Origin of the sequence: Streptomyces cyaneus (assembly GCF_004028635.1) — a bacterium.
In the GTDB taxonomy this organism is placed as follows: Bacteria; Actinomycetota; Actinomycetes; order Streptomycetales; family Streptomycetaceae; genus Streptomyces; species Streptomyces cyaneus.
This window is the reverse complement of sequence record NZ_RQJW01000003.1, coordinates 144,602-158,708: the sequence shown is the minus strand read 5'-3', so window position 1 is coordinate 158,708 and position 14,107 is coordinate 144,602. Positions and strand designations below refer to the sequence as shown.

Sequence of the window (14,107 nt, the reverse complement as noted above, 5' to 3'; positions counted from 1 at the left end):
GGCGGACCAGTGTGCAGCCGGCAGCACCGATGAAGGGGCAGGGCAACACCGTGAAGGGCTCTCATGCGTGAGGTGAACGAGAACGTGTCGGCAGCCGCCGATCAGCGGGCGACCGCGGAGGCGATAGAGCGGGGTGGTGTCGGCCTGACCGTGACCGACCTGCTGGCCAAGGTCACGGGGGTGGCTGAGACGCCGCCTGCCCCCACCCCGCCGGGTGACGGGGACACGCTCGCCGCCACCGTCGCAGCCATAGCGGGCCGCTACGTTCCCTCAGGACACCTGGTGGCCGACGCCGACTTCTTCGACGCCGGGGGCACTTCGGTGAACGCCGTGGAGTTCGTCGGCGCGCTGGAGGACGAGCTGGGCATGGAGATCGACCTGGACGAGGTGTTCGCCGACGCCAGGCCGATCAGCCTGGCCAGGCGCCACCTGGAAAGGTCCGGTGCCGCCAGTGCCGTACCGGAAAGGGCTGCCCATGGGGCGATCCAGACGGTTCAGCCGCCGGCAGTCGCCGCTCCACCCCTCACCGTCGCCCGCACCGACGCGTCGGACTCCACAGCCCGCCCCGAAGACCTCACCCAGATCCTCGCCGACCTCGCCCTCGCCGACCGCCTCCCCTTCACCGCCTCGCCCGACCCCCTCCCGCCCCGGCGCATCCTGCTGACCGGTGCCACCGGCTTCCTCGGCAGCCACATGCTGCTGGACCTGCTGCGCCACAGCGACGCCCACGTGTACTGCCTGGTCCGGGCCACCGACGAGGAGGCGGCCGTAGCCCGGCTCGGCGAGGCGCTCAAGAGCTACGCGCTGCCCTGGTCGTCGGAGATCCGCCGTCGCATCACCGTGCTGCCCGGCGACATCCGCCACCCCCGCCTGGGCCTTACCGACGACCTCTGGAACACCCTCGCCCACGAAGTGGACAGCATCGTAGGTGTGGCGGCCGCCGTGGACTTCCTGCGCGGCTACCAGTCCCTGCGCACCAGCAATGTCCTCGGCGCCCTCACCCTCGCCGAACTCGCCGCGACCGGCCGCCCCAAGCCCCTGCACCACATCTCCTCCATCGCCGTCTTCAACGAGGTCGGCATCCCCTCCATGGGCGAGGACGACCCCCTCGCCCACATCGACCGCCTCGTCGCCGGCTACGACCAGACCAAGTGGGCCGCGGAAGTGGCCCTGCGCCGGGCCCGCGACCACGGCCTGGTCGTCACGGCCCTGCGTCCGGGCGGCATCGGCGGCCACACGAAGACCGGCGCGTACAACCCCCAGGACCTCAGCAGCGGCCTCATCTCGGCCTTCGGCCGCTTCCGCACCGTCCCCGCCTTCCGCTACCTCAACGCCGCCCCCGTCGACTGGGTCAGCCGCGTCGCCGTCGCCGTCATCTGCGACCCCGACGCCTGGGGCTTCGACTACAACCTCACCGGCGTCCCCAACACCCTCGACGACGTCGTACGGGACATGGCCCTCGGCGGCATGCACGTCCGCGTGCAGGACTGGGACGAGTGGCGCACCGACGCCCTGGCCCGCCTCCAGGCCGATCCGATCCCCGAACTGGCCTTCCTGAACCGCGTGTTGCAGAGCCCCACCGCCCTGAAACTCTGCGAGGCGACCCTGAAGGGCCCGGCAGCCACCGCCGACCGCACCGCGGCACTCGTCGAGGCCCTCGGCCTTCGCCCGGCCTCCCGCTACGACGCCCGAGCTCAGCTGAAGACCTTCGAACGCCTCGCCCACGACGGCCTGGCCCACCTCCCGCACAAGGACGACCAGCCCTACCTGTGGTTCACCGAGACCACCCAAGGCACCGTCACCCCGGTCGGGGCCCCTCCCACCACCCCCGAAATCCCCTGCGCGATGTCCCTCACCCTCTCCGTCGCGAGCATGCACCAGCTGGTGACGGACCGCCGCGTCGACGTCCGAGGCGAGCTCACCTGCCCCGCCCTGCACCCCGAGCCGCTCACCGTGGCACGCGGCGACATCTGGATCCGCCCCGAGGAAGGCATCCCGCACCGGCACGGCCTGCGCCACCAACTCCTGCGCTACCACCTGCAGTTGACGGACGCCGACGGCGGCCGCTGGTGGCTGGAGGGCCACAAGTACGCCCGCGCCCGCCGCGACCTCTGGCGCCAGACCCGCGCCCTGACCGTGGAGCTGGGCCGCGAGGGCGAACCGGCGAGCCTGGCAGGCGAGGTCGTCGTCCCCGCCGACTCCTACGTGCGCGACCAGATCGACGGCATCGAGGTCGACCCACGCCTGACCAGCCAGGAGAAGCGCGCCGCCAAGCTCACCTGGCTCGCCTGGTTCGGCCTGGAGATGGGCCGCGGCCTGCTCGGCCCCTTCGCCCGGGCCGCCGCGGACCTGCTCGACCTGCGCCGCACCACGAACCCCACGGAGCACCACCGATGATCTTCAGGACACCGAGCCCCAGGACCGCCAGGCCGGCCCTGCGCAAGGTCAGGACCACCACGACCCTGCGCCCCCTCCACCACCGCCTCGACCCGACGACGGTCGAGGAGATCCCGTTCCGCACGACCGACGGCGCACGCCTCGGCCTGACCCGCATCGACGCGGGGGACCGCGCCCCCGCCCACGACCGCCCCGCCGTCCTGCTCCTGCACGGACACACCGCGTCGGCCGACATGTTCCTGCTGCCGGAGACCCGCAACCTGGTCGACGTCCTCCTGGACGAGGGCTACGAGCCCTGGCTGCTCGACTGGCGAGGCAGCTGCCGGCTGCCGTACAACGAGACGGGCCGCCGCTACACCTACGACGACGTCGCCCTCTACGACATCCCCGAGGCCGTACGCCACATCCGCACCCGCATCGGCGGGCGTCCCCTGTTCGTCGTCGCCCACTGCATAGGCTCCCTCACCCTCTCCCTGAGCATGACGGCGGGCCTCGTCCCCGGCCTCGCGGGCGTGGTGTCCCAGGGCGTCTTCCTCACCCCGAAACTCGCGGGCCGCACCTCCCTGCGCATGACCCTGGCCGGGGAACTCCTCAAGTCCCGTATCGACCACATCCCCGTCGACTTCCGCAAGGTCGGCCTGTGGTCGAAGTACACCCCGCTGTTCGCCCTGGCCTCCCGCAAGGCGACCTGCCCGGACCCCACCTGCCAGATCCTGCACAACTCCGCCTGGGGAACCGGCGCCTCGCTCTTCGTCCACGAGCACCTGACCGACGCCACCCACGACCGTCTCGCCGAACTCCTCGGCCCCGCCCCGCTGTGGATCCTGCCGCACCTGCGCCGCATCGAACTGGCCCGCACCGTGGTCCGCTGGCACGACACCGACCAGCGCTACCGGACCCTCCCGCAGAACGCCCTGGACGCGGCGGCCCGCATCGACACCCCGCTCCTGCTCCTCGCGGGCAGCGAGAACGGCCTGTGGCTCGACTCCCAGAAACTCTGCCGGGACGTCCTCGCCCACCGCCAACCCCAACTGGACGTCACGTACACCGAGATCCCCGGCTACGGCCACCTGGACACGTTCCTCGGCAGGGGAGCGGCCCTCGACGTGTTCGGGCACATCCTCGATTTCCTGGGCGAACGCCGATGACGGCAGCCCGCACGGCCGGTTACCGTACCGGTCAGTAACCAGATATCGCACTCCAGGAGGCCACCATGCCGCAGCTCGAAGTCGACGGCGCGACACTGACGTACGACGACGAGGGCCCCCGCGACGGCGACGGTGTGCCCCTGGTGTTCGTCCACGGCTGGACGGCGAACCGGCACCGCTGGGACCACCAGGTGGCCCACTTCGCCGAGCAGCGCCGCGTCGTCCGCCTCGACCTGCGCGGGCACGGTGAGAGCAGCGGGTCGGGAGCGCGCACGATCGACGACCTGGCCAAGGACGTCCTCGCCCTTGTCGACCACCTGAAGATCGAGCGGTTCGTGATCATCGGCCACTCCATGGGCGGCATGATCGCCCAGACCATCGCCCTCGCCCACCCGGAGCGGGTCGAGCGCATGGTGCTGGTCAACTCGATCGGCAGGATGGCCTACAGCCGGGGCCGCGCCCTGCTGATGTCCGCCTCGACGCTCGCCCCCTTCAAACTGTTCGTCGCCGCCAACATCCAGCGCGCCTTCGCGCCCGGACACCCGCGCGAGGAGATCCGCGAGTACATCCGCGCCTCCGCCGGCACTCCCCGCGAGGTCGTCATGACGCTCTACGGCGCCATGCGCGCCTTCGATGTGCTGGACAAGGTCGGTGAGATAGCCGCGCCCACCCTGATGATCCACGGCTACCACGACGTCCAGCTGCCTGTCTCCCAGATGCTGCGGATGGCCAAGGCCTACCCGGACGCGGTGATCCGCATCCTGGACGCCGGCCACGAACTGCCGGTGGAGAAGCCCGCCGAACTGACGACGGCGCTCGACCGGTTCCTCGTCGGCAGCGACTAGCAGGCCAGTGCCTCGCTCGGGCCCAGGCCCGACCCTGGTCTTTATTTAAGCCTTGCCTTATATAAGCGCCAGCTGGCATAGTGAGCTCCGTGCACGCCTTCGATGTGCTGGGTGATCCGGTCAGGCGCCGGATATTGGAGCTGCTCGCGGTCGGCGAGCAGGCATCGGGCGACGTGAGCGCCGTGATCCAGGACGAGTTCGGGATCTCTCAACCCGCCGTGTCGCAACACCTGCGGGTGCTGCGCGAGAGCGGCTTCGCGTCCGTGCGGGCGGAGGGCACGCGGCGGCTGTACGCCGTCGACGCCGCGCCGCTGCGGGAGGTGGACGCATGGCTGGAGAGATTCCGGGGCTTCTGGGGGCAGCGGCTCGACGCCCTCGAAACGGAACTCGCGCGAGGCAAGCGCGAACGCAGAGCGAGAAAGGAAGCGAGCGGGGATGAGTGAGATCGTCGACGAGCTGAACCGCCTGCACCGGCAGGTCGGTGTACGGCAGGTCGAGGCGGGCGAGGCCCGCACAGTGCTGATGCGGCGTACGTACGACGCCGAGATCGCCGACGTGTGGGACGCGGTGACATCGCCCGAGCGGATCGGTCGCTGGTTCCTGCCGGTGAGCGGGGAGTTCAAGGTCGGCGGGCGGTATCAGCTGGAGGGCCAGGCCGGCGGGGAGATCCTGCGGTGCGAGGAGCCGACGCTGCTGCGGGTCAGCTGGCTGTTCGGGCCCGACCCGGGCTTCAGCGAGGTCGAGGTGCGGCTCACTCCCGACGGCGAGGAGCGCACGGTACTGGAGCTGGAGCATGTGGCCGTGGTGCCGCCCGACTTCTGGGACCGGTTCGGGCCGGGAGCCGTGGGTGTCGGCTGGGACGGCGCGCTGCTGGGCCTCGGCATGCACCTCGCCGGCGGCGGGATGAGCAGGCAGGAGGCCGAGGCCTGGCAGCTCTCGGACGAGGGCAAGGCATACGCGACGCGGTCGGGTGAGCTGTGGGGAGAGGCCTACGCCGCCTCGGGGGCCGACGAGGCAGTCGTGGCGTCCACCACGGCGGCGACGATCGCGTTCTACACGGGGGCCGAGTCGTAGTGTCTTGAGCCAACTTTCGGCGCCGCCGTCGCGGCGAACCAACAACGGCAGCCTGGCCGCCGGAGCGTCGACGAGCTTCGGCTTCACCGTCATGAAGAACGGCAACAGCACGGCCCCCGCGATCGGCGCCTGCACGGCATCCTGACCGACGCCGGATACGTTGCCCGACCGCCCACGGCCCGGTCCGGCGCGGCGCCCTTGCCGTCCGCGCCGAACACCCCCGCTGCTCAGCCGATGCGCAGGGTCCGCTTGGCGAGTTCGTATGCCGGCAGCATCGCCCGGTGCTCGTCGGTGTCCAGTCCGCCGAGGTGTATGATGACCGGACCCTTCTCGGTGGTGACGGCTATGGCCGACTCCTCCTTCGTCTCCTCCAGGAGCTCGCTGGTGTAGAGGTACTTCACCTCGGCGCCGACGACGTCCCCGGCCTTGAAGGTGCTGTACTTCGCCTTGCTCACGCCGTTCTCCGCCGCGACGAAGCCCTCCAGCACGGTGCGTGCGTCCACGTCACCCGGCTTGCCCGTCCAGACGCGGAGGAAGCCGATGTTCCCCGCCGGCTTGGCATCGACTTCACAGGCCGCGGCGACAGGGCCCTGGTACAGGAGTGCGTCGGCGATCTCCTGGGCCAGCTCTTCCTTCTCGGAATCGGCGGAGCCGTCACCGCTGTCGGCCACCTTCTCCTCGGCCGCCCCGGCGTCGACCGCCTCCGCCTCCCAGTCCTCGGCGATGTCGAATGTGACGGGCAGCTCACAGGCCGATCCGGCGGCGCCGATGGTGCCACCGCTCTTCACTGCCGTATCGCTGTCACTCGCCGCATCGGCCGACGCCGAGGCGCTCGCCGACGTCTTCGTGTCGGAGTCCTCCCCAGCCCCCGAACAGCCCGCCAGCACCCCGGCCAGCAAAGCCACCTGGGCCAGCCGGCGCCGTACATTTCCCGCCCCCACCAGCATCGCGTGCTCTCTCCCCACCTGATCCTGCTCCCCGATCTTGCTCAGGCGGCACACAGTATCCGAGACCACTGACAAGGGGGCCCTGGCCCTGCGGCATCATGAGGCGATGACCTCGCCGACCTTCGACCGCTACTGCGACGAGATCGTCACCCAGACCGAACGCCTCACCGCCCACGTGCGGGGCGCGGACATGACGGCCCCGGTGCTCTCCTGCCCCGGCTGGAACCTCGGCCAACTGCTGCGGCACGTGGGCGGCGACCACCGCTGGGCGGAGGAGATCGTACGGAGCCGGGCATCGGCCCCGACCCCCGACGACCTGGTGAACGACCCGACCACCTACCTCCACGAGGACGAGTCGTTCCTGATCCCGTGGCTCCTCGAAGGCGCCGCGAGCCTCAGTGCCACCCTCCGCGCGGCCGGGCCCGACGCACTGGCGTGGAACCCTTCCGAGGAGCGGCCCGCGCCGGTGACGTTCTGGGCGCGGCGCATGACGTACGAGACCGCCGTGCACCGCGCCGACGCGGCCCTGGCGGCCGGAACGGAGTTCGTACTGGAGCGCGACCTCGCCCTCGACGCGGTGGAGGAGTGGCTGGAATACTCGACGTTCCCCGAGGCGTTCGAGCCCCGGCCGGACCTGCCCGACCTGCTCGGCCCCGACCGTACGCTCCACTTCGACGCGACCGACGCCGGAGAATGGCTGGTCGACCTCACCGGCAAGCGGCCCGTCTGGCGCGCGGGGGCCGACAACGCCACCGCGACCGCACGCGGCCCGGCGACGGACCTGCTCCTCTTCTTCTACCGCCGCCCCGCGCCCGCCATCCGGACGCAGGGAGACAAGGAACTGCTCGATCTCTGGCTGACCCGGTCGGGCTTCTGGCTGGAGGCGCCGGAGGAGTGAACTTCCTGTCACGGGTGTGGAGTCCACGATCCGCACGACGGCGTGGGCCGCATCACCGGACGCCCTCGCAGAGCACGGTGTCGACGAGCCGCTGGACGGCTGCCTCGGCGCGCAACAGCGGTTCGTCCTCGGGAACCTTGCCGGTGGCGCTGATGACGATGCTGCGCGACCCGTCCTCGGTGAGGCCGTTCCTGACGGTGCCGCCGTCGGTGTCGCCGCCGTGGCCCCATCGGTACCCGCCGCAGCTCAGCGGTTGCCGCATCAGCCCCAGTCCGTAATGCAGTCCGGGGAAGGGCACCTGGAAGTCCTCGCCCACCGGCACGACGTGGCGCATCTCCGCCAGTTCCCGAGGCGGTAGCAGATGGCCGTCGAACAGCGCGCCGAGGAAGCGGTCCTGGTCGCGCTCGGTCGTGATGAGTGCGCCGGCGGCATCGGCCCAGGACATGTCACGGACCGTGGTGTCGGTCCAGCCGTCCGAACCCGGGAAACGGTGGTACGTGTGGGCGTGCGGTCCGCGAAGGAAGGGATCGTGTCCGGGGGCGTAGGTGCCGGTGAGGCCGAGCGGTTCGACGATCCGGTGGTGCACCTCCGTCGCCCAGGTTCGACCGGTGACCTGCTGGATGATCATGCCGGCGAGCACGTAACCGGAGTTGGAGTAGTTCCAGTCGGGCTCGGGATCGCCGGGGGCGGCCGGTGGGAAGTCGGGCCTGCTGCGCATCGCCCCGGCGATGAGCTGTTCCGGCTCGATGCGGTCGAACCTGTGCCGTTGGAAGGCGGCGGAGTCGTCGCCCGTGTCATCGGTGTAGTCGTAGTTGTGGACGCCACTCGTGTGCTGCAGCAGGTGGCGCACGGTGATACGGCTGCCGTCGTTGCCGTTGCCGGTCACGACTCCCGGCAGCCACCGCTCCACCGTGTCGTCCAACGACAGCCGTCCCTCCGCGACCAGTTGCAGCACCACCGTGGCGACGAACGGCTTCGTCACGCTGGCGGCCCGCAGGGAGCCGCCATGGGGAACGGGACGGCCGGTGCCCAGCTTCGCCTCCCCGGCCCGGGCCCGGAAGCGGTGGCGTCCGTCGCGAACCTCCACCGAGATACCGACGTACCCCGCCTCCTCAAGCGTGCGTTGCACCTCCGCCCGCAGGTCCGCCCGGCCCGACGGACCGGCCTGTGCGGGCGAGGACGGCGCCGCGGACGCGGGCATCACCAGGGCACCGGCACCGAGTGCCGCGCCGGCCAGGGCGGCCGCCAGGCGCGACCGGGAGTTCTTCACCTGTGGCTTGGTCATGGGGCCAGCTTCAGCGAACGGTGTCACCGGCGCCTGGTGGCATGCCCCGGAGGGAGGGTGAGGGAATCCCCCGCCTCACCGGCTCGTCACGGACCCGGCACGGCACTCGTCACTGACTGAGAGGTGACCCGCGTCCTCGACTCGAGCCGGTCGCGGGGGGGGGCTATTCCTGGTACTGCGTCAGGTCGATGCCGTGTACCACGACCTCGTAGCCGTGGACCGGGTGCTGGGCGGTGCCTTCCGCCTGCATGCCGAGTTTGTCCAGTACGTTCGCGGAGGCACTGTCGCCCGTCCGGCGCACGGCGACCACGCGGTCGAGGCCGCGGTCCTGCAGGGCGAACTCCAGTGTGGCGTGCGCTGCTTCGGAGGCGTAGCCCTGCCCCCAGAACGCCCGTCCGAGCCGCCAGCTGATCGCCACCTGGCCGGCGACCTCGGCCGGAGCGTCGGCGACGGACAAGCCGACGGCGCCCGCCAACTCACCGGAGCCCAGGAGCTCGACCGCGAACATCCCGAACCCTTCCTCGTCCCACTCCTCCTCCCACGCCTCGATGTCCTCGGCGGTCTGCTCCGGGGAGCGCGGCCTGCCGTCGCCGATGCCCTGCATCACCACCGGATCGGCGTGGATCTCGGACAGGGGGACGAGGTCGTCGTCCAACCATCGGCGCAGCACAAGACGGGGCGTGCGGATCTCGGTCATGGGCCCATCCTGCCGACCCGGCGCCGGGAGCGCGAACTGCGGCGTCGCACCCCGGCGCGGTGACTCGCCGCCAGCCGCCGACCAGGGACGTCAGCGGGGGCGCGGCCCCACCGCGCGTGCCTCGAACCCTTTGCTGAACCGGCAAGAGTGTTTGCCTCCCTCAGGGGCCTCCCGCAGCCTTCTTCAGCAGGGACCGGGCAGCCCCGCGCTCGTCCGAGTCCCTCCATGACAGCTGTGACCTGGGAGGCGCCATGACCGAGAACACCGCCCTGAGGGCCGCCGAGTTCTGGGAGGCCCGCTACCGAGACGGCGGGCGACTGTGGAGCGGCCGCCCGAACCCGCTGCTGGTCCGGGAGGCCTCCGGCCTCGGGCCGGGCAACGCGCTCGACCTCGGGTGCGGAGAGGGGGCCGACGCGGTGTGGCTGGCATCGCGCGGCTGGCAGGTCACCGGCGTCGACATCGCGCACACGGCTTTGGAGCGCGCCGCCCTGCACGCCGCCGAGGCCGGCGTGAGCGACCGCGCGGTGTGGGAACGTCACGTCCTGGGCGAGACGTTCCCCGAGGGCTCCTTCGACCTGGTGAACGCGCAGTTTCTGCAGTCGCCGATCGCACTGGACCAGCGGCGGATTCTGCGCCGGGCCGCAGCGGCGGTCTCGGCGGGAGGCACCCTGCTGATCGTCATGCACGCCGGCTGGCCGTCGTGGCAGAGCGAGCCGCCCTTCGAGGTGGAATTCCCGACGCTGCAGAGCGTCCTCGACGAACTCGCGCTGCCGGAGCACGACTGGACCGTGCAGACGCTGGACACGGTGCGCAGTGTGAGCGTGTCGCCCGACGGCGTGGACGGCTTCCGGGACGACAACGTGTGGCGCATACGGCGCGGCGCCGCCTGACGTCCCAGGCGGGCTCGCCGCCCTACATGTCACCCACCTGCGCCGACACCTCGTCCAGTACCTGGCGTACGACGTCCAGCGCCGCCGCCCGGTCGGACGGCACCAGCCCGATGCGGGTGCGCCGGTCGAGCAGGTCGGCCTCGTCCAGGGCGCCTTCGTGGCGTACGGCCCACAGCAGTTCGGCGGCGGTGACGGGATGCCCCGGCAGCACAGGTTCGCCCAGCCGGGGATCGTGTGCGCCGAGGGCATGGACGGCCGGTGCCTCGGTGCCGTAGCGCTGGACGAGGCGGCGCGGTGCCCGCACGGAACCGAGCGTGTCGGGTGACGCGGCCCCCACGAGGGGGAGTGAGGCGGTGGGGGACGGGCCGGCGGTGAGTTTGCGGGTGGCGACGGCCGAGTCGACGGCGTCCTCGGCCATGCGGCGATAGGTGGTGAGTTTGCCGCCGACCACGGTGATCACGCCGTCCGGCGAGGTGAGGACCGCATGCCGACGGGAGATGTCGGCGGTCCGAGGAGCCGCGCCGGAGTGCTCGCCCGAGGTGGTGTCGAGCAGGGGGCGCAGTCCGGCGAACGCGCCCACGACGTCGTCACGTTGGACCGGGATGTCGAGGACGGAGCCGAGGACGTCGAGGAGGAAGCCGATGTCCGTCTCGGGTACCTCGGGAACGTCGGGGATGTCGCCGTCGACGGGCTCGTCGGTGAGACCGACGTAGACCCGGCCGTCGCCCTGGGGCAGGACGAGGACGAAGCGGTTGGTCTCCCCGGGCACGGGCACGTGGAGCCCCGCGGGCAGCGGGCCGAGGTGCTCGGAGCGCAGGACGAGGTGGGTGCCGCGGGAAGGGCGGATCCGGATGCCGTCCACGAGGCCGCCCGCCCAGACGCCGGACGCGTTGATCACGGCGCGGGCCCTGATCTCGCCCTCTTCGCCGGTGAGTTCGTCGCGTATCCGGGCGCCGGAAGCGGTGAGTTGCAGTGCCCTGACCCGGGTGAGGATCCGCGCACCGCGGGCCGCGGCGGTGCGGGCGATCGCGGTCACCAGGCGGGCGTCGTCGGTGAGCCGGCCGTCCCAGGACAGCAGGCCGCCGCGCAGGCCCTGGGTGCGCAGGGCGGGGGCGAGGTGCCGGGTCTCCAGCGCCGAGAGCCGGCGCGGGGCGGGCAGGGTGGCGCGGGCCGTGCGGGCCGCCAGACGCAGCGTGTCACCGGCCCGGAATCCGGCCCAGGCCAGGGCGGACTGGCCACGGGAGACCAGCGGGGTGAGGGGCAGGACGAAGGGCTGGGCCCGCACCAGATGGGGTGCCGTGCGCTCCATCAGCACCCCGCGTTCGACCGCGCTCTCGTGGGCCACGTCGAGCTGCCCCGAGGCGAGATAGCGCAGCCCGCCGTGGATGAGCTTGCTGCTGAAGCGGGAGGTGCCGAAGGCCAGGTCGTGTGCGTCGACGGCAACGACCGTCAGACCACGCGCGGCGGCGTCCAGGGCGGCCCCGGCACCGGTCGCGCCCAGCCCGACGACCAGGACGTCCACGACCGGACCGCCGACCGTCTCGGCCAGCTCGCGCGAGCGCCGGGCGGCCGACAGGGACGATGCGGGAACCGGGGGAGGAGCAGTGGGGCTCATGGCGTCAGGGTCCTCTCGAGGATGCTGCGCAGTTCCGCCAGGAAGGCCTCGCTGCTCAGGTCGGCGTCGTCCTCGTCGGTCATGGTCCGCAGGGACAGCGTGAAGGACTGGACGATCAGCAGCAGGGCCCGCGCCTGCCGTTCGGCATGGCAGGTGCGTACGGACCCGTCGGCGTGGCCTTCGCGCAGGGCGTCGGCCAGCAGCGCGATGAGGGCCTCCTGGCTCGCGCCGCGGCGGTCGAGGACGTAGGGGAGGAGCAGTTCCGGATCGACGTCGACGATCTTCCGGAACAGCGGATGGGCGCGGAAGGCCTCCACCCCGGCCACGAGCCCGTCGACGATCAGGCTCCGCGCGTCGGCCCCGGGGCCCCGCTCGGGCATGGCCCCCGTGGCCACCGCGACCCACTCCCGGGTCATCAAGTCCCCCACCAGGGTGCGCACATCGGGCCACCGCCGGTACAGCGTCATCCGGGAGACCCCCGCGCGGCGGGCCACGTCGGTCAGCGTCGTACGACGGACACCGACGGCCAGGACGCAGTCGCGCACCGCGTCGAGCACCGCATCGCTGTCCGAATGGTTGTGACGAATAGGCGTCATGTGTAACAGTGTAACGCCTGCGAGGCCGTCCGGGACACGGCATCGCTCGAATCGACCGGTGAGGACGACGGCCATGGACATGTTGTGGAGCGGTTGGGGCGACCCGGCCAAGGCGGCACCGCTGCCCGAGACGGTGACCGGGCTGCTGCGCGACCTGCTCGGCGTCAAGCCGCGCACCGCCGGGGCGATCGCCCTGGAGGACATCGCGGTACCCGAGCCGAGCCTCGAACCCGCCGCGCGCCACGCCCTGTTCGCCGCCGTCGGAGGCGAGGAGCACGTCCGCACCGACGCCGAGACCCGTATCCGGCACACCCGCGGCAAGTCCACCCCCGACCTGCTCCGCATCCGCGACGGCGAAGTCGACGACATCCCCGCAGCCGTCGTACTCCCCGCAGACCACGACGACGTACGCGCCGTACTGCGCGCCTGCGCCGAACACGGCCTGCCCGTGGTCCCGTTCGGCGGCGGCACCTCCGTCGTCGGCGGCCTGGCTCCCGCCCGCCGGAGCCCTTTCGTCGCCCTGGACATGCGGCGCATGGACCAGCTGCTCGCCCTCGACCCGGTCTCCCGCACGGCCACCCTGCAACCCGGACTGCGTGCCCCCCAGGCCGAGGCGCTGCTGGCCGAACACGGCTTCACCCTCGGCCACTTCCCCCAGTCCTACGAGTGGGCCACCATCGGCGGATTCGCCGCCACCCGCTCCAGCGGCCAGGCATCCGCCGGCTACGGTCGCTTCGACGAGATGGTCCTGGGCCTGACCCTCGCCACCCCCGAGGGCACCATCGACACCGGCCGCGCACCGCGCTCGGCAGCCGGACCCGACCTGCGCCAGCTCCTCCTCGGCTCGGAAGGGGCCTTCGGCGTCATCACGTCCGTCACGGTCCGCATCCGCCCCGTCCCGCAGACCCGCGTGTACGAGGGCTGGCGCTTCCCCTCCTTCGAGGAAGGCGCCGCCGCGCTGCGCCGCCTCGCCCAGGACGGCCCGCGCCCGACGGTACTGCGGCTGTCCGACGAGACCGAGACACTGATCGGCCTCGCCCAACCCGACGCCATCGGCGCCGCCGTCGCAGGGCAGCAGCCTGCGGGATGCATGGCGATCACCGGCTACGAAGGCACGGACGAGGACACCGCGTACCGCCGGGAGCGGGCCGCGGCCGTCCTGCGCGAGTGCGGCGGAACCCTGCTCGGCGAGGAACCGGGGCAGCGCTGGGCACACGGCCGCTACTCGGCCCCGTACCTCAGGGACGCCCTTTTGGACGCGGGGGCGTTCGCGGAGACACTGGAGACGGCGACCTTCTGGTCACGCGTCCCCGAGCTGTACGCCTCGGTCCGCGAAGCCCTCACCGGCACGCTCACCGAGGCCGGCACCCCGCCCCTGATCATGTGCCACATCTCCCACGTCTACGAGAACGGCGCCTCCCTGTACTTCACCGTCGTCTCCGCACAGGGCGACGACCCGGTGGCGCACTGGCAGCGGGCCAAGCACGCCGCCAACGAGGCGATCCTCACCGCGGGCGGCACCATCACCCACCACCACGGCGTGGGCACCGACCACCAGGACTGGTACGTCCGCGAGGCGGGCGACCTGGGCATCGAGGCGCTGCAAGCCGTGAAACGCCGACTGGACCCGGCCGGCCTGCTCAGCCCCGGCGTCCTCCTGCCCGCCGACTGACCGCACGCCCCCCCCGCTCAGCCACCCGCCCCCCGCCTCCGGC

At 71.9% G+C, this 14,107-nt stretch carries 14 protein-coding genes; 9 read left to right on the top strand and 5 right to left on the bottom strand.

The annotated features are described in order from the left end of the window. Positions 1-63: 63 nt before the first annotated feature. The 6 genes from EHO50_RS09975 (at position 64) to EHO50_RS43955 (ending at position 5,609) form a co-directional block, all read left to right on the top strand. Positions 64-2,397, top strand: coding sequence for a thioester reductase domain-containing protein (locus tag EHO50_RS09975; RefSeq protein WP_128429526.1), 2,334 nt, complete (start codon positions 64-66; stop codon positions 2,395-2,397). Then, positions 2,394-3,545: an alpha/beta hydrolase gene (locus tag EHO50_RS09970; protein ID WP_128429525.1), complete on the top strand. Its 1,152-nt coding sequence runs from the start codon at positions 2,394-2,396 to the stop codon at positions 3,543-3,545. The genes EHO50_RS09975 and EHO50_RS09970 overlap by 4 nt, the downstream gene beginning before the upstream one ends. Before the next feature lie 65 nt (positions 3,546-3,610). Then, positions 3,611-4,390, top strand: coding sequence for an alpha/beta fold hydrolase (locus EHO50_RS09965; protein WP_128429524.1), 780 nt, complete (start codon positions 3,611-3,613; stop codon positions 4,388-4,390). An 80-nt stretch (positions 4,391-4,470) separates the two neighbouring features. Then, a complete protein-coding gene (locus EHO50_RS09960) occupies positions 4,471-4,833 on the top strand; it encodes an ArsR/SmtB family transcription factor (RefSeq protein WP_128429523.1) in 363 nt (120 codons plus the stop codon). Next, positions 4,826-5,464 carry an SRPBCC family protein gene (locus EHO50_RS09955; protein ID WP_128429522.1) on the top strand — a complete coding sequence of 213 codons (639 nt, stop codon included), beginning with the start codon at positions 4,826-4,828 and terminating at the stop codon, positions 5,462-5,464. Before EHO50_RS09960 ends, EHO50_RS09955 begins: the two co-directional genes overlap by 8 nt. Positions 5,465-5,468: 4 nt before the next feature. Continuing rightward, on the top strand, positions 5,469-5,609 hold the full coding sequence (locus EHO50_RS43955) for a hypothetical protein (RefSeq protein ID WP_164904799.1): 141 nt from the start codon (positions 5,469-5,471) through the stop codon (positions 5,607-5,609). Between the two features lie 82 nt (positions 5,610-5,691). Here EHO50_RS43955 and EHO50_RS09950 read toward each other — a convergent pair whose 3' ends face one another. Then, entirely contained in the window at positions 5,692-6,411 is a 720-nt protein-coding gene (locus EHO50_RS09950; protein ID WP_128430635.1) for a lipoprotein, read from the bottom strand. Between the two features lie 106 nt (positions 6,412-6,517). Between EHO50_RS09950 and EHO50_RS09945 the strand changes: the two genes are divergently transcribed. Then, the gene (locus EHO50_RS09945) at positions 6,518-7,309 is read left to right on the top strand and encodes a maleylpyruvate isomerase family mycothiol-dependent enzyme (protein ID WP_128429521.1); all 792 of its coding nucleotides are present in this window, start codon (positions 6,518-6,520) and stop codon (positions 7,307-7,309) included. A gap of 52 nt (positions 7,310-7,361) precedes the next feature. On the opposite strand, the gene EHO50_RS09940 is transcribed toward EHO50_RS09945, so the two are convergent. Both EHO50_RS09940 and EHO50_RS09935 read right to left on the bottom strand, forming a co-directional pair. After that, positions 7,362-8,594 carry a serine hydrolase domain-containing protein gene (locus EHO50_RS09940; protein WP_128429520.1) on the bottom strand — a complete coding sequence of 411 codons (1,233 nt, stop codon included), beginning with the start codon at positions 8,592-8,594 and terminating at the stop codon, positions 7,362-7,364. 163 nt (positions 8,595-8,757) lie between these two features. Then, positions 8,758-9,291, bottom strand: a complete 534-nt coding sequence (locus EHO50_RS09935; RefSeq protein ID WP_128429519.1) for a GNAT family N-acetyltransferase — start codon at positions 9,289-9,291, stop codon at positions 8,758-8,760. Between the two features lie 251 nt (positions 9,292-9,542). Between EHO50_RS09935 and EHO50_RS09930 the strand changes: the two genes are divergently transcribed. After that, on the top strand, positions 9,543-10,181 hold the full coding sequence (locus EHO50_RS09930) for a class I SAM-dependent methyltransferase (RefSeq protein WP_128429518.1): 639 nt from the start codon (positions 9,543-9,545) through the stop codon (positions 10,179-10,181). 22 nt (positions 10,182-10,203) lie between these two features. Here EHO50_RS09930 and EHO50_RS09925 read toward each other — a convergent pair whose 3' ends face one another. Both EHO50_RS09925 and EHO50_RS09920 read right to left on the bottom strand, forming a co-directional pair. Further along, positions 10,204-11,796, bottom strand: a complete 1,593-nt coding sequence (locus tag EHO50_RS09925) for a glycerol-3-phosphate dehydrogenase/oxidase (protein ID WP_128429517.1) — start codon at positions 11,794-11,796, stop codon at positions 10,204-10,206. After that, on the bottom strand, positions 11,793-12,392 hold the full coding sequence (locus tag EHO50_RS09920; protein ID WP_128429516.1) for a TetR/AcrR family transcriptional regulator: 600 nt from the start codon (positions 12,390-12,392) through the stop codon (positions 11,793-11,795). The genes EHO50_RS09925 and EHO50_RS09920 overlap by 4 nt, the downstream gene beginning before the upstream one ends. Positions 12,393-12,465: 73 nt before the next feature. Here EHO50_RS09920 and EHO50_RS09915 point away from each other — a divergent pair, with 73 nt between their 5' ends. Next, positions 12,466-14,064, top strand: a complete 1,599-nt coding sequence (locus tag EHO50_RS09915) for an FAD-binding oxidoreductase (protein WP_128429515.1) — start codon at positions 12,466-12,468, stop codon at positions 14,062-14,064. The last annotated feature ends 43 nt before the right edge of the window (positions 14,065-14,107 follow it).

What these genes read in the sequence shown, in the direction of transcription:
- EHO50_RS09975 (WP_128429526.1), top strand. Translation starts at nt 64, where the DNA reads ATGCGTGAGGTGAACGAGAACGTGTCGGCAGCCGCCGATCAGCGGGCG.
- EHO50_RS09970 (WP_128429525.1), top strand. Translation starts at nt 2,394, where the DNA reads ATGATCTTCAGGACACCGAGCCCCAGGACCGCCAGGCCGGCCCTGCGC.
- EHO50_RS09965 (WP_128429524.1), top strand. Translation starts at nt 3,611, where the DNA reads ATGCCGCAGCTCGAAGTCGACGGCGCGACACTGACGTACGACGACGAG.
- EHO50_RS09955 (WP_128429522.1), top strand. Translation starts at nt 4,826, where the DNA reads ATGAGTGAGATCGTCGACGAGCTGAACCGCCTGCACCGGCAGGTCGGT.
- EHO50_RS09950 (WP_128430635.1), bottom strand. Translation starts at nt 6,411, where the DNA reads ATGCTGGTGGGGGCGGGAAATGTACGGCGCCGGCTGGCCCAGGTGGCT.
- EHO50_RS09945 (WP_128429521.1), top strand. Translation starts at nt 6,518, where the DNA reads ATGACCTCGCCGACCTTCGACCGCTACTGCGACGAGATCGTCACCCAG.
- EHO50_RS09940 (WP_128429520.1), bottom strand. Translation starts at nt 8,594, where the DNA reads ATGACCAAGCCACAGGTGAAGAACTCCCGGTCGCGCCTGGCGGCCGCC.
- EHO50_RS09935 (WP_128429519.1), bottom strand. Translation starts at nt 9,291, where the DNA reads ATGACCGAGATCCGCACGCCCCGTCTTGTGCTGCGCCGATGGTTGGAC.
- EHO50_RS09930 (WP_128429518.1), top strand. Translation starts at nt 9,543, where the DNA reads ATGACCGAGAACACCGCCCTGAGGGCCGCCGAGTTCTGGGAGGCCCGC.
- EHO50_RS09925 (WP_128429517.1), bottom strand. Translation starts at nt 11,796, where the DNA reads ATGAGCCCCACTGCTCCTCCCCCGGTTCCCGCATCGTCCCTGTCGGCC.
- EHO50_RS09920 (WP_128429516.1), bottom strand. Translation starts at nt 12,392, where the DNA reads ATGACGCCTATTCGTCACAACCATTCGGACAGCGATGCGGTGCTCGAC.
- EHO50_RS09915 (WP_128429515.1), top strand. Translation starts at nt 12,466, where the DNA reads ATGGACATGTTGTGGAGCGGTTGGGGCGACCCGGCCAAGGCGGCACCG.